At 74.1% G+C, this 23,778-nt stretch carries 19 protein-coding genes; 5 read left to right on the top strand and 14 right to left on the bottom strand.

Translation table 11 applies throughout. From position 1 onward, the window contains the following. Positions 1-8 precede the first annotated feature (8 nt). Both ACFP2E_RS02875 and ACFP2E_RS02870 read right to left on the bottom strand, forming a co-directional pair. Positions 9-716 carry a hypothetical protein gene (locus ACFP2E_RS02875; RefSeq protein ID WP_378522356.1) on the bottom strand — a complete coding sequence of 236 codons (708 nt, stop codon included), beginning with the start codon at positions 714-716 and terminating at the stop codon, positions 9-11. Positions 717-723: 7 nt separating this feature from the next. Beyond that, positions 724-2,901: an MMPL family transporter gene (locus tag ACFP2E_RS02870; RefSeq protein ID WP_378522355.1), complete on the bottom strand. Its 2,178-nt coding sequence runs from the start codon at positions 2,899-2,901 to the stop codon at positions 724-726. 121 nt (positions 2,902-3,022) lie between these two features. Here ACFP2E_RS02870 and ACFP2E_RS02865 point away from each other — a divergent pair, with 121 nt between their 5' ends. The 4 genes from ACFP2E_RS02865 (at position 3,023) to ACFP2E_RS02850 (ending at position 6,081) form a co-directional block, all read left to right on the top strand. Continuing rightward, the gene (locus ACFP2E_RS02865) at positions 3,023-3,781 is read left to right on the top strand and encodes a TetR/AcrR family transcriptional regulator (RefSeq protein WP_378522354.1); all 759 of its coding nucleotides are present in this window, start codon (positions 3,023-3,025) and stop codon (positions 3,779-3,781) included. Between the two features lie 116 nt (positions 3,782-3,897). Then, on the top strand, positions 3,898-4,203 hold the full coding sequence (locus tag ACFP2E_RS02860) for a hypothetical protein (protein ID WP_378522353.1): 306 nt from the start codon (positions 3,898-3,900) through the stop codon (positions 4,201-4,203). Further along, entirely contained in the window at positions 4,200-5,534 is a 1,335-nt protein-coding gene (locus ACFP2E_RS02855) for a putative T7SS-secreted protein (RefSeq protein WP_378522352.1), read from the top strand. The genes ACFP2E_RS02860 and ACFP2E_RS02855 overlap by 4 nt, the downstream gene beginning before the upstream one ends. Positions 5,535-5,565: 31 nt before the next feature. Next, positions 5,566-6,081 (top strand): hypothetical protein, encoded by a 516-nt coding sequence (locus ACFP2E_RS02850; protein ID WP_378522351.1) that lies wholly within the window; start codon positions 5,566-5,568, stop codon positions 6,079-6,081. Here ACFP2E_RS02850 and ACFP2E_RS02845 read toward each other — a convergent pair. From ACFP2E_RS02845 to recC, 8 genes are all read right to left on the bottom strand, one after another. Then, the gene (locus tag ACFP2E_RS02845; protein ID WP_378522350.1) at positions 6,078-6,617 is read right to left on the bottom strand and encodes a hypothetical protein; all 540 of its coding nucleotides are present in this window, start codon (positions 6,615-6,617) and stop codon (positions 6,078-6,080) included. The two genes, ACFP2E_RS02850 and ACFP2E_RS02845, sit on opposite strands and share 4 nt — an antisense overlap. Then, positions 6,614-6,922 (bottom strand): DUF4333 domain-containing protein, encoded by a 309-nt coding sequence (locus ACFP2E_RS02840; protein WP_378522349.1) that lies wholly within the window; start codon positions 6,920-6,922, stop codon positions 6,614-6,616. The genes ACFP2E_RS02845 and ACFP2E_RS02840 overlap by 4 nt, the downstream gene beginning before the upstream one ends. Before the next feature lie 68 nt (positions 6,923-6,990). Further along, positions 6,991-7,689, bottom strand: coding sequence for an NAD-dependent deacylase (locus tag ACFP2E_RS02835; protein WP_378522348.1), 699 nt, complete (start codon positions 7,687-7,689; stop codon positions 6,991-6,993). Between the two features lie 356 nt (positions 7,690-8,045). Continuing rightward, positions 8,046-8,981: a 1,4-dihydroxy-2-naphthoyl-CoA synthase gene (locus ACFP2E_RS02830; protein ID WP_378522347.1), complete on the bottom strand. Its 936-nt coding sequence runs from the start codon at positions 8,979-8,981 to the stop codon at positions 8,046-8,048. A gap of 46 nt (positions 8,982-9,027) precedes the next feature. Beyond that, positions 9,028-9,639 carry an ACT domain-containing protein gene (locus tag ACFP2E_RS02825; protein ID WP_378522510.1) on the bottom strand — a complete coding sequence of 204 codons (612 nt, stop codon included), beginning with the start codon at positions 9,637-9,639 and terminating at the stop codon, positions 9,028-9,030. Between the two features lie 114 nt (positions 9,640-9,753). Then, positions 9,754-11,532, bottom strand: a complete 1,779-nt coding sequence (gene recD / locus ACFP2E_RS02820) for an exodeoxyribonuclease V subunit alpha (protein WP_378522346.1) — start codon at positions 11,530-11,532, stop codon at positions 9,754-9,756. Next, complete coding sequence (locus ACFP2E_RS02815; RefSeq protein WP_378522345.1) at positions 11,529-14,978, bottom strand: UvrD-helicase domain-containing protein; 3,450 nt, start codon at positions 14,976-14,978, stop codon at positions 11,529-11,531. Before ACFP2E_RS02815 ends, recD begins: the two co-directional genes overlap by 4 nt. Then, positions 14,975-18,439, bottom strand: a complete 3,465-nt coding sequence (gene recC, locus ACFP2E_RS02810) for an exodeoxyribonuclease V subunit gamma (RefSeq protein ID WP_378522344.1) — start codon at positions 18,437-18,439, stop codon at positions 14,975-14,977. The genes ACFP2E_RS02815 and recC overlap by 4 nt, the downstream gene beginning before the upstream one ends. A 494-nt stretch (positions 18,440-18,933) precedes the next feature. Here recC and ACFP2E_RS02805 point away from each other — a divergent pair, with 494 nt between their 5' ends. Then, the gene (locus tag ACFP2E_RS02805; RefSeq protein ID WP_378522343.1) at positions 18,934-19,176 is read left to right on the top strand and encodes a hypothetical protein; all 243 of its coding nucleotides are present in this window, start codon (positions 18,934-18,936) and stop codon (positions 19,174-19,176) included. A gap of 139 nt (positions 19,177-19,315) precedes the next feature. Here the strand turns inward: ACFP2E_RS02805 and ACFP2E_RS02800 are convergent, their stop codons facing one another. The 4 genes from ACFP2E_RS02800 to zwf all read right to left on the bottom strand — a co-directional run bounded on the left by ACFP2E_RS02800 (position 19,316) and on the right by zwf (position 23,678). Further along, a complete protein-coding gene (locus tag ACFP2E_RS02800) occupies positions 19,316-19,489 on the bottom strand; it encodes a CsbD family protein (protein WP_378522342.1) in 174 nt (57 codons plus the stop codon). 118 nt (positions 19,490-19,607) lie between these two features. Further along, entirely contained in the window at positions 19,608-20,282 is a 675-nt protein-coding gene (gene eda / locus ACFP2E_RS02795; RefSeq protein ID WP_378522341.1) for a bifunctional 4-hydroxy-2-oxoglutarate aldolase/2-dehydro-3-deoxy-phosphogluconate aldolase, read from the bottom strand. Then, on the bottom strand, positions 20,266-22,170 hold the full coding sequence (edd, locus tag ACFP2E_RS02790) for a phosphogluconate dehydratase (protein ID WP_378522340.1): 1,905 nt from the start codon (positions 22,168-22,170) through the stop codon (positions 20,266-20,268). Before edd ends, eda begins: the two co-directional genes overlap by 17 nt. After that, complete coding sequence (gene zwf, locus ACFP2E_RS02785) at positions 22,167-23,678, bottom strand: glucose-6-phosphate dehydrogenase (protein WP_378522339.1); 1,512 nt, start codon at positions 23,676-23,678, stop codon at positions 22,167-22,169. The genes edd and zwf overlap by 4 nt, the downstream gene beginning before the upstream one ends. Positions 23,679-23,778: the final 100 nt, after the last annotated feature.

Raw genomic sequence — 23,778 nt, 5'->3', positions numbered from 1 at the left:
TCGGCCGGTCAGCCGGCGAGCTGGGCGAGGTCGATGACCTCTTCCTCCGGCGGCGCCTCGACCTCGAGCTCCTCGTCGAACTCGGAGAAGGTGATCGTGCCGGGCTCGTCGCCCTGCTCGACCTCCATCTTGAGGATGTAGTGCTCGCCGTCGACGGCGACCCACGCCTTGACCGGGTCACCCTCGTCGGTCTCACCCTCGACGATCACGGCCTCCTCGCCGTCGACCTCCTCGGTCTCGCCCTTGGTGACGTCGTTGTCGTCGCCGCCCTCGACCTCGTCGAGCAGCTCGTCGAGGTCGCAGAAGGAGGCGACATCGGCCTGCTCGGGCGGCATGACGACCCACTTGTCGCCGACGAGGCTCATGATCTGGCCGGCCGCGCCACCGGCGGTGGCCTGCCAGAACGCCTCGTCCGGGCGGAACCAGGTCTGGTCGCCCGTGCTGCGGATCTCGGCGGTCCCGCCCATCACGCTGATGGTGCCGTCGCAGCTGCCCTCGGTGGTGATGCGCATGTCGAGCGAGATCTCCTGGCCCTCGGCCTGGATGTCCCCCTGCACGCGGACCGAGCTCAGCGCCTTCATGTCCTCGGCGGCGGCGTCGGTGATCTCCTGCGCGGACTGGTCGGCGAACCCGCCGCCGCAGCCCGACAGCAGCAGGCCCAGCGCGGCGCCCCCGATTGCGGTCTTCTTGTTCAGCACTCCGGCTTCTCTGGTCACCCGGCCATCAGACCACACCGACCGACTCCCGCTCGGAGGCGGGCAGCGGGGCGGGAGCGTCCTCGGGCTCGCGCCAGCCGTGCCGCTCCCACCAGCGGGCCATCGGCGCCGGCGCCCACCAGTTCCAGCGGCCGAGCAGCTTCATCGTCGCCGGCACCAGCAGCGCGCGCACCACCGTCGCGTCGAGCAGCAGCGCGACCAGCATGCCGATGCCGATCATCTTCATGAAGACGATGCCCGAGAGGCCGAAGGCACCGATGACCACGCCGAGCAGCAGCGCGGCACTGGTGATGATCCGGCCGGTCTTCTGCACGCCGGCCGCGACGGCCCGGGTGTTGTCGTGGCTGCGGTCCCACTCCTCACGCACCCGGGACAGCAGGAACACCTCGTAGTCCATGGACAGGCCGAACAGGATCGCCAGCATCAGGATCGGGTTGGTCGCGTCGAGGAAACCGGTGGACTCGAAGCCGAGCAGGTCGGACAGGTTGCCGTCCTGGAAGATCCAGGTGACCACACCGAACGACGCGGTGATCGAGATGGCGTTCATGACGACCGCCTTCACCGGCAGCACCACCGACCCGAAGGCCAGGAACAGCAGAACCAGCATCACGCCGACGACGATCAGGCCCATCCAGGGCAGGTGGTCGCCGACCGAGGCGATGAGGTCGACGGTGTCGGCGGTCAGCCCGCCCACCAACACCTCGCCGGACGCCGGCTCGATCCCGCGCAGCTCGCGCACCAGGTCCTGGCTCGCCTCGCTCTGGCTGTTGCCCTCCCAGAACGCCCGCAGCAGCGTCGTCCCGTCCTTCGCGGCCACCGGCTGAACGCCGATCACCCCGTCGACCGCCGCGACCTCGCGGGTGTACGCCGCTACGTCGCGGTCGTCGGTTCCCTGCAGCAGCAGGTTGGCGCTGGAGCGCTCGGGGCCGAAGTCGGTGTTGAGCCGCTCGGCGGCGACCTGCGCCGGGGCGTCGGCGGGCAGGATGCGGTGGTCGACCGAGCCGAACGTGGCGTTGAGGAACGGCGACGCGACCGCGAGCAGCGCCCCGGTGACCACCACCATCACGACGACGGGGCGGCGCATCACGCCGTGGGCGAGCCGAGCCCAGCGGCCGTGCTCGTCGCCGACCGCGACGGGCCGGTGCCGGCGCCACGGCATCCGGCCGGCGTCGATCCGCCGCCCGAGCAGCCGCAGCACCGCGGGCAGCACGGTCAGCGCGGCCAGCATCGCGACCAGCACGGCCGCCATGCCGCCGTACCCCATGCTCCGGAGGAAGCCCTGCGGGAAGACCAGCAGCGACGACATGGCCGCGGCCACGGTCAGGCCGGAGAACAGCACGGTGCGGCCGGCGGTGGCCATGGTGCGCTCGGTCGCGGTGGCCGACGCGGCCGGGTCGTCGGCCGGCAGCGCCAGCAGCTCCTCGCGGAAGCGGCTGATGACGAAGAGGGCGTAGTCGATGGCCAGGCCCATGCCCAGCAGGGTGATCACGTTGACGGAGAAGACCGAGACCTCGGTGGCCTCCGTGAGCAGCCGGATCACCGCCAGCGACCCCACCACGGCGAGCGCGCCGACGAGCGCCGGCATCGCGGCCGCCACCAGGCTTCCGAAGATCAGCAGCGCGAGCAGCACCACGATCGGCAGCGAGATCTCCTCGGCACGGCGCAGGTCCTCGGAGGTGATCTCGTTGACGTCGCCGTAGACGGCGAAGGCGCCCGCCAGGTCGGTGCGCAGCACCTCGGACTCGAGGGCCGGCTCCAGGCGGTCCCAGTTGTCGAGCAGCGCGTCCTGGCCCTCGCCGGCCAGCGACACGTGGACCTGGACGGCGCGGCCGTCGCCGCTGATCATGTCGGGGCTGCGGGTGTCGTACCAGCTGCGGACGGTGTCGACAGTCCCGGCCGGGACGGCGGCGAGGACCTCGTCGACCGCCTCGCGGAACTCGGGGTCACGGGCGGTCAGCTCGTCGCTCGAGTAGATCGCGACGACGTCGACGCCCTGGTTGCCCAGCGCCTCGCGCTCGGCCACGAACGCCCGCGCCGACTCGCTGTCGGGGTCGTCGAAGCCGCCCTGCGACAGGTGGTCGAACACCCCCGCGCCGTACACGCCGGCGGTCAGCACCACCGCGACCCCGGCCAGCAGCACGGCCCACGCCCGCCGGGCCACGAAGGCCCCCCAGCGCTCCATCATGACGACTCCTTGTGACACCCCATCAGGAAAGTGAACACTGTTCACGGTAAACGGTGTAAACTAATGGCGTCAACGGCGGGGCAGGGTGGCCCGCCACTGGTCTGGACGAGAGGATGGCCGGGTGACGCAGGTGGACCGGGCCGGCTCCCGCCGGGAGCGGCAGCGCGAGGCGACGTTCGACGAGATCGTGCGCGTCTCCCGCGAGCTGCTCGCCGAGAAGCAGGAGCTCTCGCTCCGCGCGGTCGCCGGGCGCATGGGCATGACCGCGCCCGCCCTCTACCGCTACGTCGCCAGCTACCAGGACCTGGTCGACCTGGTTGCCTTCGAGATCGACAAGGCCGCGACCGCGGGGTTCCGCGACGCCGCCGCCCGCTGCGCCGAGGACGACCCCGCCGGGCGGCTCCTCGTCTCGTCGGCGGCGTTCCGGCGCTGGGCGCTGACCAGCCCGCGCGAGTTCTCGCTGGTGTTCGCCAACCCGATCGCCGACGGGTCGTGCGCCCGTCGCGACCTCCTCACCGCGGCGACCTCCGGCCACTACTTCAACGGTCTGCTCCTCGACCTGTGGGAGCACACCCGCTTCCCCCACCCCTCCCTCGACGAGCTCGACCCGGCGGTGGCCGAGGCGCTGCGCGACCCGTTGCTGCCGATCGACCTCGAGCGGGTGCCCGAGGACCACCGCGGCCTGCTGTGGGTCTTCATGTCCGCGTGGACCGGGCTGTACGGCGTGGTGACGCTCGAGGTGTTCGGCCACCTCGACCCGCGGGTCATCGAGAGCGGCGCCATGTTCGCCGCGTTCGTCCACGAGTGGATGGGCCGGCTCGGCATGGACGACGACCGCGAGCGGCTCGAGGCGCTGCTCGCCGAGGAGCTCGCCCGCTGAACCTGCACCCTCGGGCCGGGACGGCGTCGTCTCCCGGGACAGGTTGTCCGTCGCAGGATTGAGATCGGGCAGCGGGGGTAGGACCCCGTCGACACCACCGGGGGAAGGTGACTGACATGTCCATGGGCTCCATCGAGGTCGAGCCGGGCGCCCTTCGCGCCGCTGCCGCCCGGCTGCGGTCGGCGACCTCGCCGCTCGTCGACTACGACTTCCCCGAGGAGCACGTGACTCCGACCTCCTTCGGACACGTCGAGCTCGCCGCCTGGTTCCTCGCGGTCGTCGACCAGTGCGACAAGGCCGGTCAGGCGCTCGGCGCCGGAGGTGAGTCCCTCGCCGGTCGCCTGGCCGCCGCCGCGGACGACTTCACCGCCACCGACCAGGGTGTCGCGAGCGGGTTCCGGCCCGGAGGCACGGCCCCGTGACCGCGCCGCCCTCGCGCGAGCTCGGCGAGACCCTCGACCCGCGTCAGCTCGTCCCCGGCGACCCCGGCCACGTGGACGCCAACGTCGCCGCCCTGCGCCGCGAGCACACCCGGATCGGCGACCGCTACGACCTCGTGCGGTCGGTCGCCGTCCCCGGCTGGACCGGCCTGACGGCCTGGGCCTACGAGGCAGCCCACGACGCCGAGCTCACCCGCTGGAAGGCCATGCTCTCGCTGCTGGAACAGGCGGCCTCGGCCCTCGCCACGTACGCCGCCGCCCTGCGCGGCGCGCAGGCGCAGGCCCAGGTGGCGATCGACCGCTGGGAGGAGGGCGAGCGCGCCACCCGCGGGGCGGTGGCCGCGCACAACGCCGCCGTGCAGGCCTGGAACACCGCGGCCTGCGCACCCGCCCCGTCCCACTCCCCGTTCGGCGGGCTGCCGGTGCCCGTACTCCGACCCGCCCCGCCCGGACCGTTCATCGACCCCGGAGAGTCCGTCCGGGAGGAGGCCCGTCAGGTCCTGGCGCAGGCCCGGGCCGGCCTCGAGGAGGCCGGACAGGCCGCACTGGTTGCCTTGGGAGGGCTGGAAGGCGCACGCACCGAGGGTGACGCCGACGTGCTCGGCGCCGACGCGAGTGCCGAGGGGCCCTCGTTCAGCTGGCGCTCCTGGGAGGACACATTCGGCAGGGACCCGGCGACCGGCCGCGACGGCTCGTACGACGACCGCCACGACGGTGGCCCGTTCAAGATCAGCCTGGGGCACGTCGAAGGCCAGGCGTGGGTCGCGCGCGCCGAGGGCAGCTGGGAGGACTACTGGGGGCCGGTCCGGGTCAACGCAGACGGGTCGGTCACGATCCTCGCCGCGTCCGGCGAGGCCGAGGCCACCATCGACGGGGACGGTGTGCGGGTCAACGCCGAGGCCACGGCCACCGCCGTCCGGCTCGAGGGCAGCACCGGCCTGGAGGGGGGACATGCCGAGGTCGGGCTGGCCGGCGACGCGTTCGCCGGAGGCACCGCCGGCGGGCACTTCGTCGCCGACCGCACGGGACTGCACGCCGGTGGTGAGGTCTTCGCGGGTGGGAGGGCCGGCGTCGACCTCGAGGGTGACGTCGGCGGCGTCGGTGGTGGCGTCACCGCCGAGGGCTGGGCGGGATTCGGCCTGGCGGGCGACGTCGACCTCGGCTGGGACGACGGAGCCTTCACCGTGGGAGGCTCGGGTGGTCTGGCGTTCGGGCTCGGCGGCAAGGTAGGTGGCGAGGTGACGCTGGACTTCCCCGAGATCTGGGAGACCGGCGGCGACGTCGTGGAAGGGATCGGCTCATGGCTGGACTGACCAGCAGCACGGTGACGACGGGGGGCCGGCCGTGAAGGACCTGCCGATCCCCGTGGAGCTCCGGCTGCCGTCCGCGGCGTGGTCGCGGCGTGACCCCGACGCCCATGGCGTCCCCACGGCGGCCTTCCTGGCCCTGCGCGAGAGCGGCGACAACTCGGACTACGCGCCCGTCCTCACGGTCAGCGGCGGCTGGCACGAGCACGGCGTGGACCTCGACCGCATCGGTGACGAGTCACTCGACGTGCTGGCGGCCCAGGCCTCCGACGTCCGGCTGCTCGAGCGCTCGCGACACGGCAGCGACCGCGCCCCGGGCCTCACCCAGCTGCTGGCGGCCACGGCGACGGTTGACGGCCGCACCCACCAGCTCCGCCAGGGCCAGGTCCTGACGGCCCTCGTCGACGTGGGCCGGCCCTCCCGCGCGATCGTCCTGCTGTACACCCTGACCTGCACCGAGGAGCAGCTCCCCGTGGCGGGGCGGGAGTTCCAGCAGTTCGTGGCGGCAGCCACGCCGGTGGCGCCACCAGGCGTCGAGCGGCTGTCGGGCTAGAACTTCCCCATCAGGAACAGCACCACCAGCACCACGATCGTGGCCAGCGCTCCGACCGCACCGATGACACCGAAGACCAGCCCGACAGTCTCGGCAGCGCCGCGCCGCAGCCGCAGCCCCAGCTGCTCCGCGACAGCCTCCACGAGGTCGCGGCCCTCCTCCGAGCTGAACCGGAAGTCGACCACCTGGCCGAACCGGCCGTGCTCGTCGAGCGCCCACACCTTCTGGACGCCGAGCTCCTTGACGCGGCCGTACATCCGCTCGCTCGAGCCCTTCACCTGGGGCACGCCGGCCACCCACTCCACGGTCCGGACGTCATCGGTCACCGTGTAGGTGCCGTCCTCCCGCACCGCGACGTGGTGGGTGTAGACCTTGGAGAGGCCCGCCTTGTTGAGCAGGCCGAACCATTGGGCGTCGACGATGTCGAGCGTGACGTCGAAGCCCCTGCGGGTCGGCGTGACGACGTACGGCGTGCCCTCCGCGGCCACCTCGACGCGGCGCCGGAGCTCCTCGGCGGTCACCGGTCCGACGTTCACTCCATCACCTCGTCGTCCACCTCGACGTCGAACGCGACGTCGGTGCCGTCGACGCCGGTCACGGTCACGGTGAGGCCGAGCCGGTCCTCGCCGGCCGCGAGGACGCACCGCATCCGGGTGTCCTCCTCGCCCTCGAGGTCCCCGGGGCAGTCGACGTCGTCGGGGGCCTGCCCGGCCATCTCCTCGAGCACCGAGCTCACCTGCCGCTCGACCTCCTGCTCGTCGACCGTGACCTGCTGGCTGCAGCCGGCGAGGGCGAGGACGAGGGCGGGCACCGCCAGCCGGGCGTGGGAACGGGCATGCATCCGAGAGCTCCTAGGTCGATCCGGGAACGGCCCGGCACAGTCTGCCGCACTCGGGTCGTCGCCGGGGGTCAGGAACCGGCCGGGCCCAGCAGCTCGTCGACCCATCCGGGGACGAGTGCCCCGGCGGGCCCCTGCCGGGTCTCGTCGAACAGCACCGACACCTCGCTGCGTGCGAGGTTGAGCTCGAGGGTGCGCGCACCGGCCCCGGCCGCCATCTGCACGAAGCCCGCGGCGGGGTGGACCGCGCCGGAGGTGCCGACCGCCACGAACAGGTCGGCGGAGTCGAGGGCGGCGAAGATCTCGTCCAGCCCGTAGGGCATCTCGCCGAACCACACGACGTCGGGGCGCAGCTCGGTGACGCCGCAGCGGGGGCACGGCGGCAGGTCGACCAGGTCCTCGGTCCACCGCATCCGGGCGGCGCAGGCGCGGCACAGTGCGGAGAGCAGCTCGCCGTGCATGTGCAGCACCCGCCGGGAGCCGGCCCGCTCGTGGAGGTCGTCGATGTTCTGCGTGATCACCAGCAGGTCGTCGCCGAGCGCCTCCTCGAGCCGCGCGAGCGCAACATGGGCCGGGTTGGGCGACACCTTCGCGAGCGAGCGCCGCCGGGCGTCGTAGAACCGGTGCACCAGGCCCGGCGCCAGGTCGTAGGCCTGCGGCGTCGCGACCTGTTCGACGCGGTGGCCCTCCCAGAGGCCGTCGGCGTCGCGGAAGGTCGGCACCCCGCTCTCGGCGGAGATCCCCGCTCCGGTCAAGACCACCACCCGCACGGTTCAACGCTATCGGCCGGCGCCCGCGAGTGTCGCGTGGCCCCTGCCGGGTACCGACTAGTCTGGCGGTGCCGCTGCACCACCATGTACGTCGACCGGCGTGCGCACGATCTCGGGGGGGAAGCGGAGCATGCCCACCCTTGCGTAGTCGCCGGAGACCCAGAACCCATCGACCCGACCGTACCCACGACGCCACGGGAGACCTGGTCCGCGAGCGGCGCGTACGCATCCTCGGCTGGGAGTTGACCTGGTGGCGGGAGGTCACCCGCTGGGGCGAGTCCGAGGTGCAGCGCGACACCTGGCTGCACCTGCGCCGCCGGCGCCGCGCGCGCTGACCAACTCCGCCCCGCAGCGGCTCAGTAGTACCAGGGGAACTGCGACCAGTCGGGGTCGCGCTTCTCGAGGAACTGGTCGCGGCCCTCGACCGCCTCGTCGGTCATGTAGGCGAGCCGAGTGGTCTCGCCGGCGAACAGCTGCTGGCCGACCAGGCCGTCGTCGATCAGGTTGAAGGAGTACTTCAGCATCCGCTGCGCCGTCGGCGACTTGGCGTTGATCTTGCGGCCCCACTCGAGTGCCTCGGCCTCGAGCTCGGCGTGGGGCACGACCTTGTTGACCATGCCCATCCGGTGCGCGGCCTCGGCGTCGTACTCATCGCCGAGGAAGAAGATCTCGCGCGCGAACTTCTGGCCCACCTGACGGGCGAGGTACGCCGAGCCGAAGCCGCCGTCGAACGAGCCGACGTCGGCGTCGGTCTGCTTGAACCGGGCGTGCTCGCGGCTGGCGAGCGTCAGGTCCGCGACGACGTGGAGCGAGTGGCCGCCGCCGGCCGCCCAGCCGTTGACCAGGCAGATGACGACCTTCGGCATGAAGCGGATCAGTCGCTGGCACTCGAGGATGTGGAGCCGACCGAGCCGCGCCTGGTCGGCCGGGGTGCGGGCGTCCTGGACGCCGCCCTCGGTGCCGGCCTCGTACTGGTAGCCCGTGCGGCCGCGGATCCGCTGGTCGCCGCCCGTGCAGAACGCCCACTTGCCGTGCCGCTCCCCCGGGCCGTTGCCGGTCAGCAGGACGCAGCCCACGTCGCTGGACGTGCGTGCGTGCTCGAGCACCCGCAGCAGCTCGTCGACGGTGTGGGGGCGGAAGGCGTTGAGCACGTCGGGCCGGTCGAAGGCGATCCGGACCGTGCCGTGCGCCCGGGCCCGGTGGTAGGTGAGGTCGGTCAGGTCCTCGAAGCCGGGGACCGGGTCCCAGGCCTCGGCGTCGAAGATCTCGGACACACCGTCGATCGCGCTCATGGCGGCAAAGGTATCGAGGGGCGACGCCCCGGTGACCAGCCGCCTGTCAGTGCGGGACGGCCTGGCCCGCGATCCGGGTTGCCAGCGCCGCGAGGTGCCCGAGCCGGGCGAGCTCGGAGTCGAGGAACGCCGGGCCGCCGCGGCGGCCGATGACCACGATCTCGTCGTCGTCGACACGGGCCCCGCAGACCAGGTTGACGTCGTCGGGGGCGCCGAGCCGGCCGCCGTGGACGTCGAGCGCGGCCCACGGGATCTCGTCGGGCGCGCCCTGCGTGGCGTGGCGGACGCCGTGGTCGCGGTGGATGCGTGCGCCCCAGTCGGAGCGGAAGACCGCGGGCAGCAGGTCGACGAGCCGGTCGAGGGCCTCGGTGGGGTGCTCGGTCAGGTCCTCGACGGCCTCGAGGTCGAGGAAGACGTTGCCGCCGGCGGCGTACCGGCTGATCCAGAGCACGTTCACGCCGTCGAGCTCGTTGCACGCCGAGACGATCTGGTCGGGCATGGCGCCCGGCGCGGTCTCGAGCAGCACGTCGTCGACCGCGACGCCGTCGCGGCCCTTCTCGACGATCTCGATGGCCTCGATGTCGCCGCCCGCCTCACCGATCGCGGCGGCGAGCCGACCGAGCGAGCCGGGCACGTCCGGCAGCTCCACGCGCAGCAGGAAGGGCATCTCACACGCTCCTCTTTCTGGTCCCTCGACCCTAGCCCGCCCGCGTTTCGCGCACATGACACTTTCAGCCTGCGGTCACCCGCCGTCGCGGCCCCGGGCGTGTGCTCAGCGGGTGGCCTCCAGCCGCAGCCGGAGGCCGGTCGCGCGCTGCGCCCGAGTCGCGACCGCGGCCCGGACCGCCGCCTCGGTGCCGACGACTCGCACGTGCTGCTGGGCGCGGGTCACCGCGGTGTAGAAGAGCTCGCGGGTGAGCAGCCGCGACCCCTCTTCGGGGAGCAGCACGGTCACCCGACGAGCCTGGCTGCCCTGGCTCTTGTGGATGGTCATGGCATGCATCGTCTCGACGGCGTCGAGCCGGCCGGGCGCGAACTCGCGCAGCCCGTCGGAGCCGGCGACGAACGCCCGCCGCCGGCCGTCGCGTCGGACGACGACGCCGATCTCGCCGTTGTAGACGTCGAGCGCATAGTCGTTGCGGGTCACCAGCAGCGGGCGGCCGACGTACCAGCGGTCGTGGAGCTCGACCCCCGGCTGCTCGGCCATCCAGCGCTCGACGTGGTGGTTCCACCGGCGTACGCCGTAGGGCCCCTCGCGGTGGGCGCACAGCAGCCGGAAGTCGTCGAGCTCGGCCAAGGCCGCCTCCGGGTCGTCGGCGAGGGCGGCCGCGCGCACGGCGGTGGCGGCGGCGACGGAGTCGGGGCGCAGCGCCGCCTCGAGCTCGTCCTCGGTGGCGGCCTCGACGAACTCGACCTGGTCCGAGGGCCGTCGCAGCACCGCGAGCACCTCGTCGGCGTCGTCACCGCGCAGCGCCTCGGCGAGCGCCTTGATGTCCTCCTCGGACCGGTAGTTGTGGGTGAGGGCGGCGACCGGCGAGCTGCCCCCCGAACCGAAGCCGGCCACGAGGTCGCTGAGCACGGCGCCCGCCCCGACGGACGTCAGCTGCTCGGGGTCGCCGACCAGGATCAGCCGGGACTGGGGGCGCATCGCCTCGAGCAGCCGGCCCATCATGGTCAGCTCGACCATCGAGGACTCGTCGACCACGACCACGTCGTACTTGAGCCGGTTGCCGCGGTCGTGGCGGAAGCGGGTGGCGTTGTCGGGGCGCCAGCCGAGCAGCCGGTGGAGCGTCACGCCGTCCGGGGCGCCGACCCGCTCCGCCGCCTCGCGGGAGGCCTCCGAGAGTCCGGCGACCGCGGCGAGCTCGGTGGCGACCGCCTCCTGGAGCCGCGTCGCGGCCTTGCCGGTCGGGGCGGCCACGGCCACCGAGAGCCGCTCCCCACGCGCCGCGGCCTGGTCGGCGAGCAGCACGAGCATCCGGGCCACGGTGGTGGTCTTGCCGGTGCCGGGGCCGCCGGTGAGGATCGTCGTCCAGCGGCGGGCGGCGGCCACCGCGGCGGCCTCCTGCTCGGCGCTGAACCGGCCGCCGCGGATGAGTCCGACAGCCGCCTCGAGCCGCGCGTCGTCGACCGGGGGCGGCGGCTGGGCGGCGCGGGCGAGCAGGTCGTCGAGCACCTGCGTCTCGAGCCGGTGGTAGCGGTCGAGGTAGAGCAGCCCGTGGTCCCAGCGGATCGCGCCCGCCTCGGCGAGCGGCGAAGCACGGACGGCCTCGGCCCAGCCGGCCGGGTCGGGCCAGGCCAGCTCGGGTGCGGACGCGGGGGCGGCGGCCAGGTCGAGGCAGACCGAGCCGCGGCGCACCGCCCGGACCGCGAGGGCGACGGCAAGCAGCACGCGTGCGTCCTCCTCGCCGCCGAGCGAGCCGAGCCGGGCGGCGACGTGGACGTCGGCGGCGTGCAGCAGCCCGCCGTCGTTGAAGGCCTGCAGCAGCCCGGTGGCGCCGGACGCCAGCCGCCAGTCGTGCTCGCTCGTCGGCTCGAAGAGCTCGGTCATCGGCGCGCCCCCTCCGCCTTCTCGTTCGTGAGCCCGTCGAGAAGGTCGCTCACCGCGACGACCAGCGCCGACGGCGGCCGCCACGAGAACACCCCGCACGGGTGGCCGTCGACCACCGGGGTCTCCGGCCCGCACATGCCGCGCAGGTAGAGGTAGAGCACCCCGCCGAGGTGGCGGTCGGGGTCGTAGCCGGGCAGCCGCCAGCGCAGGAACCGGTGGAGGACCGCGGCGTACAGCAGCGCCTGGAGGGGATAGTCGGAGTGACCCATCGCGGCGTCCAGCGCGTCGGGGCGGTAGCTGGCCGCGGTGAGCGGAACGTCCGCCGGGCCGAGCCAGTTGGTCTTGTAGTCGACGACGAGGTAGCGCGGCTCGGCCCCCCTGCCGCGGCTGTCGGGGTCGCCCGGGACCCGGAGCACCACGTCGACCGAGCCGGTGAGGTAGCCGCGCAGCGACTGCGCGCCCAGCTCCCCCACGAGCGCGTCGGCCCAGCCCCGGACCGGGTCGCCCTCGGGCAGGTGGCGGCGCAGCAGCGGCGCGAGGTCGCCGAGGCGCACGTCGGGGGCCCGGTCAAGGCCCGGCAGGTCGCCCCCGGCCAGCGGCAGCTCGAACTCCATCTCGCGCAGCCGGTCGGTGAGCGGGATCCGCCGCAGGGTGGTGTCGCCGGCCAGCGGCCCGAGCGGGCTGTCGCAGACCGCGACCAGCGCGTCGGCCAGCTCCTCGCGGTCGACGGGGACCGGCCACCAGCCGAGCTGCTCGTCGATGTGCCCCAGCAGCTCCTCGCGGAGGTCGGCGGCGTCGGGGTCGGCGTGCTCGAGGACGGCGTGGACCAGCGACCCGAACGTCGCCCCCACCGGCAGCCCCGCCATCGGCGACGGCACCTCGGCGGCCGGGTCCGTCGCGGGCGCCGGGTGGGATGGCACGGCGCCCCCGTCGCCCTGGAGCACGCCGAGCACCGGGTCGGCGGGCTCGTCGTCCTTGCCGGTGACCTCCGGCTCGCTGCCGACCGCACCCGCGATCGCTGCACCGGCGCCCGTGCCGGCGGCCCCGGCGGGCTGCTCGACCCGCGTCAGCGAGGAGTAGGAGCTGCGCCGCCAGGAGGTGTCGACGACGCGGGTGAAGGCACGGGCCGCCAACGGCGGCGGGGCCGGCAGCGACGGGTCGGCGCCGGGGTCGGCGTGGGCGGCGGGCTCGGGCGCGGGTCCGCCGCGATCGCGCCACCGGGCGAACAGGGCGACGACCTCGTCGTCGGAGGGCACCGGCGGCGCGTCGGGGACGGCCGTCTCCCCCGCCTCGCGCATCAGCATCCGGTGGAGCGGCGAGGCGACGGCGTTCTTGGTGGGCGCCCACCAGCAGACGACCTGCGACTTGGCGCGGGTGACGGCGACGTAGAGCAGCCGCAGCCACTCGCCCGCCTCCTCGTCCTGCCAGCGGCGGCAGTGGTCGGCCCAGCCGGCGCCTCCTCCGCCGACGTTGAGGCAACGCCGGCCCTCGTCGTCGTGGAACAGCGGCCGCGACGGCTTCGGGACGTGCCGGTCGGCGAGCGCGGGGAGGTAGACGACGGGGTACTCGAGGCCCTTGCTGGCGTGGATCGTGACGAGCTGGACCGCGGCGGCGTCGGAGTCGAGCCGCCGGGTGCGCTCCACGCCGCGGCCGGCCCGCCCCTCGGCAACCTGCTCGCGCAGCCAGGTGAGCAGCGAGACGAGGCCGAGGTGCTCGGTGAGCGCGACCTCGTGGAGGGCCTCCCCGATGTGGCGCAGGTCGGTGAGGCGGCGGTCGCCGCCGACCTCGGCGAGCACCCGCGCGGTCATGCCGCGCACGGTGGCGGCCTCGACCACGGCCGCGACGCCGCGGGAGGTTAACAGCTCCAGCCAGCCGCGCAGCACCTCGGCCACCTCGTCGGTGAGGTCGTCGCCGCGCCGGTCGATCTCCTCGGCGGTGTGGCCGAAGAAGCAGGTGAGCGCGGCGGACCGGACGCGGGTGCTGCGGTGGGGCTGCTCGAGCGCCTCGAGCACGGTGAGCCACTCGACGGCCGCGGGCGTCGCGAAGACGCTGCCGCCGCCGGCGATCACGGCCGGCACCCCGGCCTCGAGCAGCGCCTCGCGGGCGGCGGCGAGGTCGGCGTGGCGGTAGCTGATCACCGCGACGTCGCGGGGGCGGATCGGCTCGCCGTCGACGGTGGCTCCGGAGGCGAGCAGTCGCCGGACGTCGAGCGCGAGGTCGCGGGCGATGTGGGGCCGGACCTGCCCGACCGTGAGCGTGCCGGCGCCGCGGCGGCCGAAGTCGGAGCGGCGCAGCACCCGCACCCGGAACGGCGCCGGCGACGGGGCACCGACGAGCCGGGTCTTGTCGTGGTGGGCGGCGACGTCGCGCACCACGATGCGGTCGTCGCCGAGTGCGGCGCCGGCCAGGAGCGTCTGGAAGGAGTCGAGCAGCGGTGCGTCGCTGCGCCAGTTGACCGCGAGGGTCTGGCGGGAGGCCGCGGTCTCGGCCGCCTGGAGGTACGTCGCGACGTCGCCGCCGCGGAAGGCGTAGATGGCCTGCTTCGGGTCGCCGATCAGGACCATCGTGGCGTGGCCGGAGAAGGCCCGGTCGAGCACCTGCCACTGCACGGGGTCGGTGTCCTGGAACTCGTCGACGAGCACGATCCGCCACCGCTGCCGCATCCGCTGCCGGGCGGCGCCGTCGGGGTCCTCGAGCGCGTCGGCGAGCTGGCTGAGCAGGTCGTCGTAGGAGAGGATCCCGAGCCGTCGCTTGCGGCGGTCGAGCTCGGCGCGGACCGCCTCGGCGAACGCGACCCGGCGGCCGGCGGGCGTGCTGCGGTCCTCGTCGGCGGGCTCGAGCCGCGCCTGCGGGTCGGTGACGACGGCGCGCGCGATCGCCATCGCCTCGTCGTGGTCGAACGCGGCCCCCTCTGGCGCGAAGGCGAAGGCGCGCAGGTAGAGGTCGTCGACGGTCTCCTTGACCAGGTCGTCGAGGTCCTCGACGAGGCGGGCGCGGGAGTCGGTGTCGCCGGCGACCCCCAGCGAGTCGAGGACCAGCGAGCAGAACTGGTGGGTGGTGGCGATGGTCGCCGCGTCGAACCCGGCCAGCGCCTCGACGACCCGGCGGTGGCCGAGGCGGCGCTGCTCGTCGTCCCAGCCGCGCAGCAGCGCGACCAGGGCGGACTCGTGGCCGCCGGCGGCGGGCGGGTCGTCGCCGAGCACCCGCTCGGCCTCGACGAGCTGGGCGCGCACCCGCTCACGGAGCTCCTGGCTGGCGGCGCGGCCGAAGGTGACGACCAGCATCTCCTCGAGCCGGGCGTGGCCCTCCGCGACGTACCGGGTGACCAGGGCGCCGATGGTCCAGGTCTTGCCGGTGCCGGCGCTCGCCTCGAGCAGCACCGTCCCGGTCGGGAGGTCGGCGGTGATGTCGAACGGGGTCAGCTCGCTCACTCGCGCCTCGCTCATAGGGGCCCCACCTTCTCCCCGCCCGTCAGCAGCGGCTCCCACACCTGCCACGCGAGGTCGGGCAGCCCCGCCTCGACCAGCCGCCCGATCGGGGCGCCGCGGCCGTAGACCCGCTGGTGGGAGGCGTCGGCGTCCTCGCCCTCGATGCCGAACCTGTTGTGGGGGTCGGTCTCCCAGGCGCGGCGCGCGGCCTCGAGCGGCGACGCGTCGGAGCCCATCAGCTCATGCAGCCGGGCCTCGGCCCAGGCCGCGCCGGTCAGCACCGGCAGCGGGAGCGGCTCGGTGAGGCCGCGGTCGCGGAGCGCGACGAGCTCGCGCAGCCAGTCGGCGGCGCGGTGGTCGAGCGGCCCGCTGAGCGCCCGCTTCGGGCCGGCCCGCTCCCGGCCGACGGCGTGGGCGGTCCAGTGGTCGTCGGGGCGCGATGCGCTCAGTGCGAGCAGGTCCACCCAGACCTGCAGGCGCTGCTTGGGCTTGAGCCGGGAGTAGCCGAGGGAGACGATCCGCGACTCGTGGACGCCCGCGACGGTGCCGGTGAGCCGCCGGCCGCCCCCGAGGTCGACGTCGACGTCGAGCGAGCGACGCTCGCCCCGGCGGATCTCGGCCGTGCTGCTCAGCAGCTTCTGGCACTCCTCGACGACACCGTGCAGGGCGGCCTGGCCCAGCCCGCCCGGCGGGAGGCTGCCGGACAGCTGCACGGCGGTCATCACCGCCGTCGGGTCGCCGCCGGCGAGGACCTCGCGGAGCAGCTGGTCGCCGATCTGCCAGACCTCCAGCGCGTCCAGGCCGACCGGGATGGCGTCGCCGAGCTCGTCCGGCTCCAAGGGGGTCCCGACGTCGAGCCGCGAGCGCAGGAACGCCCGGACGGGGTGCATCAGGAACGCCTTGAGGTCGGCGAGCGAGACGTCGTCGGCGGGCCGCGGCGGCAGCGGCGCGGTGAGCAGGGGCGGCGGCTCGTGCCGTGGTCCGACAGCCGCCCGGGCGCCGGCGAGCGCGGCCCGGTCGAAGCTGAACGGCCGCTGCTGCGGGCCGCGCAGCTCGGGGTCGGCCCACTCGGCCGGGTCGGCCGCCGGGTCACCCGCCTTGAGGTTGCGGGCGTCGTACGGCTGGAGCGGGTGGCGGGTGTGGATCCGGTCGCGCACCGGCGCCGCGGTGGTGCGGTCGGCGGCGTCGAGGATCTCCCCCAGCGGCACCGCGGGCGGTCGCCGGGCGCCGGAGTGCTCGTTGGCGCCGGTGTAGGTGATGACGACGTGCTCGGTCGCGGCGAGCAGGGCGTCGAGCAGCAGCTGGCGGTCCTCGCTGCGCGCGTCGCGCTCACCGGTGAGCGGGCGACGGCCCAGCACGTCGTCGCCGTCGACGGCCCGCGACCGGGGGAAGACCCCGTCGTCGAGGCCGACCAGGCAGACCACCCGGTGGGGCACCGACCGCATCGGGACCATGGTGCAGACCGTGAGGGTGCCGGTGCGGAAGTTGGCGCGGGTGGGGCGGCCCGCCAGCCGCGACTGGACCAGGGCCCGCACGTCCGGCAGCCGCAGCGCGACCTCGCGGTCGGCCGCGGAGGCGGCGGTCCGGGCCAGCTCCCGCTCGAACTGGGGCAGCTGCCAGGCGTCGTCGGGGCCGACGTCGGTCAGCGAGCGGACCCCGCGCCGCAGCCGGTCGGTCCACTCCTCCACCGTGGTCGCCGCCTGGAGCCCGGCCAGGCACGCCCCGAGCCGGTCGAGCAGCTCGGCCAGCCGGCCGGCGAGGTCGATCTCGCTGCTGCCGACGTCGTCGAGCGGCAGGCCGCGGCCGAGGTGGCGGTGGCCGTCGCCGCTCATCGCGACGCCGAGCAGCACCCGGTCGAGGCCGGCCCGCCAGGTGTTGTGCTCGAAGCCGTCCATCCGGAACGACGCCCGCGACCGGCCGTCGAGCCCCCACCGGACCCCGGAGGCGGCGACCCACCGGCTGATCCGGTCGAGGTCGTCGTCGCTGAAGCCGAAGCGGCGGCGGCAGGCGTCGGTGGCGGCGAGGTCGAGCACCTCCGAGGCGGTGACCCGGCCGCCACTGAGCTCGAGCAGGGAGCCGGCGATCGCCAGCAGCGGGTTGGTGCTGGTGAGCGCCCGGTCGGCGAGCCGGACCCGGAGCAGGTGGGCGGGGTGCCCGACGTCCTCGGCGGAGCCGCCGGCCGCGGGCGCGAGCCCGAACCCGGCCGAGATCAGCGGCGCGTAGGTCTCGATGTCGGGGCACATCACGAGGATGTCGCGCGGCTCGAGGGTCGGGTCGTCCTCGAGCAGGCCGACGAGGACCTCGCGCAGCACGTCGACCTGGCGGGCGGACCCGTGGCAGGCGTGGACCTGCAGGCTGCGGTCGTCGTCGGCGAGGGTCCGGCCCGCCCGCTCGGCGGCGGTCGGGGCGTGGTTGGCGCGCAGGTCGGCCTGGAGCCAGCCCAAGAGGGTCTGAGGCGTGCTGATGGTGTCGCCGCCCTGCTCCGGTGCGGGGGTTTCGAGGCTCGGCGCCGGAGCGCCTCGCACCTCAACCACCGGATCCTCGACCACCGGATCGGCCACCAGCGGGTCGAGCGTCCGCCGCAGCTCGCGCGCGTCGCGGCCCAGCGAGGCCAGCAGCGGGTGGCCGACGAGGTCGGCAGACGTGTCGTCGTCGCGGGCCACCACACCGGCCGGCCCGTCCAGCCCGGCCAGCGCGTCCCACAGGGCCGGTGACGGTTGCGGCAGGAACAGGTGGACGTCGCGGTGGCGGCCGAGCGCGCGGAGCAGCGCCACCTCCGTGACGGGGATGCGGGTGTGCCCGAAGAGCGAGAGCCGGGGCGGCAGGTCGAGCCCGTCGCCGTGCGGGTCACGGTCGGCCTCCAGCGCGGCGACCACCCGCGCGTGGCGCACGTCGGGCGGCTCGGCGTCGACCCGGTCGAGCAGCCGGCGCCAGAGCTCGGGCTGCCAGGCGAGGTCGTCCGCCACCTGACCGCCGGCCCCATCGGTGTCGCGACCCTCCCGCCAGTCCGCGACCAGCTGCGGCCGCTGCACGGCGTACGAGGCGAACAGCGAGGCGAGCCGGATGGCCACGCTGTAGCGCCGGCCGCTGCGCAGGTCGGCGTCGGGGCCGGTCAGCCCGTGGCCGAGGTGGGCGGCGAGCGTCGTGCACCAGGGCTCGTCGAGGCTGGCGTCGATCGTGGCGAGCAGCGGCCAGACGAGGCGCTCGGGGTCCCACGGGTCCTCGCGGTCGCGGCCGAGCAGCAGCGAGACCAGCGACCGGGGCTGGAGGAAGCGGACGCCGGCGCACACCCCGTCGCCTCCGCGGGGGCCGGCACCGAGCCGGTGGGAGAGCCGTTGCGTCAGCCACCGCTCCACGCCCCGCGCCGGCACCACGACCACCTCCTCGGCGAAGGGGTCCGCCAGCGGCGTCGACAGCAGCCCGCCGAGGTCCTCGGCGAGCCGGTCGGTCCGCGGGGCGCGGTGCAGGTGGACGGCCACGGGCGTGACCCTACGACGCCGCACCGACGTCGGCGCGGGGCACGCGGGGTCTGCGGCTTCACCACGGTATGTCGCTCTACCCGCACATCCCCCGGGGTACTGCACTCGGGAAGTGCGGTCACACCACGGGACCATGGTGAAGCCGTGACCCCCAGCTGGTTCACCACGACCCCCGTGGTGAACCAGCACGCCTGGGCACCGCGCATGAACCTCGAGCTCCCCTCCCCGGCCCACCGGCGGGCTCCCAGCACGCCTCGCTGGCAGGACGTCTCGCTGGCCGGAAGTCTCGCTGGCCGGAAGTCTCGCTGGCCGGAAGTCTCGCTGGCCGGGGCCGGGGTCATCGACGGCAGACCGATCGGCATTCATGACCGGGCTCGCCGCCGTCGACGCCGCGGCTCCGACGGTCGACCCCCGCACGAGGGACTCTTGGCCCGGTGCCACGGCCGCCAGCGGTGCCAGCATGGCGGGACACCGGAAATCGGAGGTGGTACGCCGTGCCCACCAGCGAGCATCAGCGAGACCCCGCCACCGAGCTCGAGCGGCTGGACGCCGAGCTGACCGTGCTGCGGGGCGAGATCGACTCCCTGCGCGCGGAGCTCGTCGACGCCGGTCCGATGGACTCGGTCGACCGGACCTCGATCCTCGAGCAGGTCGAGGAGCGGCAGTCCGTGGTCGCCACCCTCGAACGGCGCCGGGACGCGCTGCGCGACGCCGGGCACTCGGCGCCCCAGGCCTGATCACCGGACGGGCACCGGACCGCCGGTCGTCGTACGTCCGTCTCGGCGGCCCCGACGCGCTGCGTGAGGTCGCCTCGGCCCCCGAAGACGGACGACGGCCGGCGGCCCGGTGGTCCCCCGGAAGGTTCGCCGGGCTGGATCAGCCCTTGAACGCGTCCTTGACCTTCTCGCCCGCCTGCTTCAGGTCGGACTTGCCCTGGTCGACCTTGCCCTCGGCCTCGAGGTCGCGGTCGCCGGTGGCTCGGCCGCCGTGCTCCTTGGCCTGGCCCTTGAGCTTCTCGGCGGTGTTCTCGGCCTTGTCCTGGATACCCATGTCAGATTCCTCCTACGTGGTTGGGACGGCCATCCCGTATCCCGGACCCCGCTGACTCATGCGCCACCCGAACGGGTGAATTCGGGTGCGTCCGGGGCCATCCCCCGGGAGCAGGGACTCAGCGCAGGGCGGCAGCCTCGGCCGCCAGTCGGCGTACGGCGTCCCAGTCCTCGGCCGCGAGCACGTCCCTGGGGGTGAGCCAGGAGCCGCCGACGCAGCCGACGTTGGGCAGCGCGAGGTACGACGCCGCGGTCGCGGGGGTGATGCCGCCGGTCGGGCAGAACCGGGCTGCGGGCACGGGCCCGCCCACCGACTTCAGGAAGTCCGTGCCGCCCGACGCGACCGCCGGGAACAGCTTCATCTCGGTGAAGCCGGCCTCCAGCACCCGCATCACCTCCGAGACCGTGGCGGTCCCGGGCAGGAACGGCACGCCGCTGCCGCCGAGCTCGGCGAGCAGGCCGGGGGTCGTGCCCGGCGAGACGAGGAACTGGGCGCCCGCGTCGACCGCCGCGGAGACCTGGCCGGGCGTGACGACGGTGCCGGCACCGACGAGGATCTCCGGCACCTCGTCGGCGATCGCGCGGATCGCGTCGAGCGCCGCAGCGGTGCGCAGAGTCAGCTCGATGACCGGCAGGCCGCCGTCGACGAGCGCCCGCGCGACCGGCACGGCGTGGTCGACCGACTCGAGCACGACGACCGGGACGACCGGCGCCAGGTCGAGCACGGAGTCGAGCGCGGAGCCCGGGACGGAGCCGGCGTCGGGGGTGGTCAGGGACTCAGACGGGCTGGGCAACACGGACCTCCTGGGCCGGGGCGTGCAGGTCGGGGAAGATGCTGGCGCCGGCGTCGGCCGGGCCCACGGTCGCCCGGAATGCGGCGAACAGCTCGCGTCCGGTGCCGGTCCACGCGGCACCCTCGGGGGCGCCGCCCGTCGGGGTGCGCCGCGACAGCTCCTCGCGGTCGACCCCGACCTCGAGGACGCCGCGGTCGGCGTCGACGGTGACCAGGTCGCCGTCCTGGATCCGCGACAGCGGGCCTCCCACGGCGGCCTCGGGCGTCACGTGGATGGCCGCCGGCACCTTCCCGGAGGCACCGGACATCCGGCCGTCGGTGACGAGGGCGACCTTCTGGCCGCGGTCCTGGAGCACCGCCAGCGCGGGGGTGAGCTTGTGGAGCTCGGGCATTCCGTTGGCGGCCGGGCCCTGGTAGCGCACCACGGCCACGAGGTCGCGACCGTCCAGCCGGCCCTCGCGGAACGCGACGAGGAAGTCGTCCTGGTGCTCGAAGACCATGGCCGGCGCGCTGACGACACGGTGCTCCGGCTTGACTGCCGAGGTCTTGATGACGGCGCGGCCGAGCTGGCCGGTGAGCATCCGCAGCCCGCCGTCGGGGGCGAACGGGTCGGACACCGGGCGCAGCACGTCGTGGTCGAGGGAGGCCTTGGGGCCCTCCTCCCACACCAGCGTGGACTCGTCGCCGGAGCCGACGAGCTTGGGCTCGGTGGTGTAGCGCCACAGGCCGCGGCCGGCGATGGTCTGCACGTCCTCGTGGAGCAGCCCCGCGGAGAGCAGCGTGTGGACGAGGAAGCCGATGCCGCCCGCGGCGTGGAAGTGGTTCACGTCGGCCTCGCCGTTGGGGTAGATGCGCGCCAGCAGCGGCACCACCGCGGAGAGGTCGGAGAAGTCGTCCCAGGTGAGCGCGATGCCGGCGGCGCGGGCCATCGCGACGAGGTGCATCGTGTGGTTGGTCGAGCCGCCGGAGGCGAGCAGCGCGACGCACGCGTTGACGATCACCTTCTCGTCGACGAGCTCGCCGACCGGGGTGGGCTCGCCGCCCTGGCGGGTGATCTCGGTGACCCGGGTCGCGGCTGCCCTGTCGAGCGCCGCGCGCAGCGGCGTACCGGGGTTGACGAAGGACGAGCCCGGCAGGTGCAGGCCCATGACCTCCATCAGCAGCTGGTTGGAGTTGGCGGTGCCGTAGAAGGTGCACGTGCCGGCGGAGTGGTACGACGCGGACTCGGCCGCCAGCAGCTCCTCGCGGCCGACCTTGCCCTCGGCGTGGAGCTGGCGGACCTTGGCCTTCTCGGCGTTCGGCAGGCCCGACGGCATCGGCCCGGCGGGCACGAACACGGTCGGCAGGTGGCCGAAGGAGAGCGCGCCGATCAGCAGCCCGGGCACGATCTTGTCGCAGACGCCGAGCATCATCACGCCGTCGAACATGTCGTGCGAGAGCGCGATCGCGGCCGACATGGCGATCACGTCGCGGCTGTAGAGCGAGAGCTCCATGCCGTCGCGGCCCTGGGTGATGCCGTCGCACATGGCGGGCACGCCACCGGCGAACTGGGCGATGCCGCCCGCCCGGATCACCGACTTCTTCAGCTTCTCCGGCACGTCGCGGTAGGGCTGGTGCGCGGAGAGCAGGTCGTTGTAGGCGGACACGATCGCCACGTTGGGCTTGATGTTGCCGCGCAGCGCGCTCTTGCCGGTCTCGTCCTCGGCCGCGAAGCCGTGGGCGAGGTTGGCGCAGCCGAGGCCCTTGCGGGCGGGGCCGCGGCCGGAGGCGGCCCGGATCTTCTCGAGGTAGGCCTCGCGGCCGGGCCGGCTGCGCTCGACGAGGCGGGCGGTGACCTCGGCGACGACGGGGTGGACGGCCGGACGGGGGCCCTGTCGGTTGCTGCTCATCGATCGTGCTCCTGCCAGTGTCGGCCGTCGCGCTCGAGGAGCGTGGCGGCGGCGGTGGGGCCACTGGTGCCGGCGGGGTAGCGCCGCGGGCGGGTGCCCGACTGCTGCCAGTGGCGGAGGATCGGCTCGACCCAGGTCCACGCGGCCTCGACCTCGTCGCGGCGCATGAAGAGGGTCGCGTTGCCCTTGACGACGTCCATGAGCAGCCGCTCGTAGGCGTCGGGGCAGCGCTCGTCGAAGGCGGTGGCGTAGGAGAGGTCCAGCGAGACCGGCCGCAGTCGGATGCCGCCCGGGCCGGGCTCCTTCGCGGTGAGGTGGAGCTGCATCCCCTCGTCGGGCTGCACCCGGATGTGGAGCCGGTTGGGCTCGCTGACGCCCTCGGCGTGCGGGAACATCGGGTGCGGGGTGTCCTTGAAGACCACGACGATCTCCGAGACGCGGCGTTCGAGCCGCTTGCCGGTGCGCAGGTAGAACGGCACCCCGGCCCAGCGCCAGTTCTGCACCTCGGTGCGCATGGCGACGTAGGTCTCGGTGCGGCCGGTCGCGTGACTGCCGGAACGCTCCAGGTCGTCGGCGTACGACGGGACCGGCTGGCCGTCGACGAGCCCGGCCGTGTAGACGCCACGCACGGTGTCGCGCTCGACGTCCTCGGGCGTCATCGGCTTCAGGGCCTGCAGCACCTTGAGCTTCTCGTCGCGCACGGTCTCCCGGCCGACGTACGTCGGGGGCTCCATCGCCACGAGGCAGAGCAGCTGCAGCAGGTGGTTCTGCACCATGTCACGCAGCGCACCGGACTGGTCGTAGTAGCCGCCGCGGTCGCCGACGCCGAGCTGCTCGGAGACCGTGATCTGCACGTGGTCGACCCAGCGGGAGTTCCACAGCGGCTCGAGGAACGTGTTGGCGAACCGGGTGACGAGGAGGTTCTGCACGCCCTCCTTGCCGAGGTAGTGGTCGATGCGGAAGATCTGCTCCTCGGCGAAGACCCGGCCCACCGCGTCGTTGATCGCCCGGGCGGACTCGAGGTCGTGGCCGACGGGCTTCTCGAGCACGACCCGGGCGAGGTCGTCGACGAGGCCGAGCTCGTCGAGCCGGTCGCAGATGGAGCCGAAGAGGCTCGGCGCCACGGCGAGGTAGAAGACCCGGACGGTCTCGTCGGGCTGCGGCCGGTCCTTGAGAAGGCCGTGCAGCAGGTGCCAGTCCTCGGGGTGGTGGGCGTCGAGGGGGACGTGGCGCAGTCGCGCCAGCAGCCGCTCGACGGTGGTGGCGTCGAGGTCGGCGGTGGCGACGTGGGCGGCGAGCGACTCGCGGACGAGGTCGCGGTAGCCGTCGTGGTCCAGCTCCGCACGCGAGACACCGACGATGCGGGTGTCGGCGGGGAGCTGGCCCTCGCGATCGCGGAGGTACAGGGCGGGGAGGAGCTTGCGGAGCGCCAGGTCCCCGGTGCCCCCGAAGACGACGAAGTCGCAGTGCTCGGGGACGACGTACGGCGCCGTCGCGGTCTGGGACATAGGAGCACGCTAAGGCTCTTTTTAGATCGATACAAGCATGACTTAGGTATTTCTGGGATCTAAGTAGGGTGTGGTCCAATGCAGGGCACGGCCCCGCACG

Source organism: Nocardioides sp. GCM10027114, from assembly GCF_042659625.1.
Classification (GTDB): Bacteria; Actinomycetota; Actinomycetes; order Propionibacteriales; family Nocardioidaceae; genus Nocardioides.
This window is presented reverse-complemented; position numbering and strand designations above follow the sequence as displayed.

What these genes read in the sequence shown, in the direction of transcription:
- ACFP2E_RS02800 (WP_378522342.1), bottom strand. Translation starts at nt 19,489, where the DNA reads ATGGGTATCCAGGACAAGGCCGAGAACACCGCCGAGAAGCTCAAGGGC.
- recD (WP_378522346.1), bottom strand. Translation starts at nt 11,532, where the DNA reads ATGACCGAGCTCTTCGAGCCGACGAGCGAGCACGACTGGCGGCTGGCG.
- ACFP2E_RS02860 (WP_378522353.1), top strand. Translation starts at nt 3,898, where the DNA reads ATGTCCATGGGCTCCATCGAGGTCGAGCCGGGCGCCCTTCGCGCCGCT.
- ACFP2E_RS02840 (WP_378522349.1), bottom strand. Translation starts at nt 6,922, where the DNA reads ATGCATGCCCGTTCCCACGCCCGGCTGGCGGTGCCCGCCCTCGTCCTC.
- ACFP2E_RS02870 (WP_378522355.1), bottom strand. Translation starts at nt 2,901, where the DNA reads ATGATGGAGCGCTGGGGGGCCTTCGTGGCCCGGCGGGCGTGGGCCGTG.
- edd (WP_378522340.1), bottom strand. Translation starts at nt 22,170, where the DNA reads ATGAGCAGCAACCGACAGGGCCCCCGTCCGGCCGTCCACCCCGTCGTC.
- ACFP2E_RS02830 (WP_378522347.1), bottom strand. Translation starts at nt 8,981, where the DNA reads ATGAGCGCGATCGACGGTGTGTCCGAGATCTTCGACGCCGAGGCCTGG.
- ACFP2E_RS02815 (WP_378522345.1), bottom strand. Translation starts at nt 14,978, where the DNA reads ATGAGCGAGGCGCGAGTGAGCGAGCTGACCCCGTTCGACATCACCGCC.
- zwf (WP_378522339.1), bottom strand. Translation starts at nt 23,678, where the DNA reads ATGTCCCAGACCGCGACGGCGCCGTACGTCGTCCCCGAGCACTGCGAC.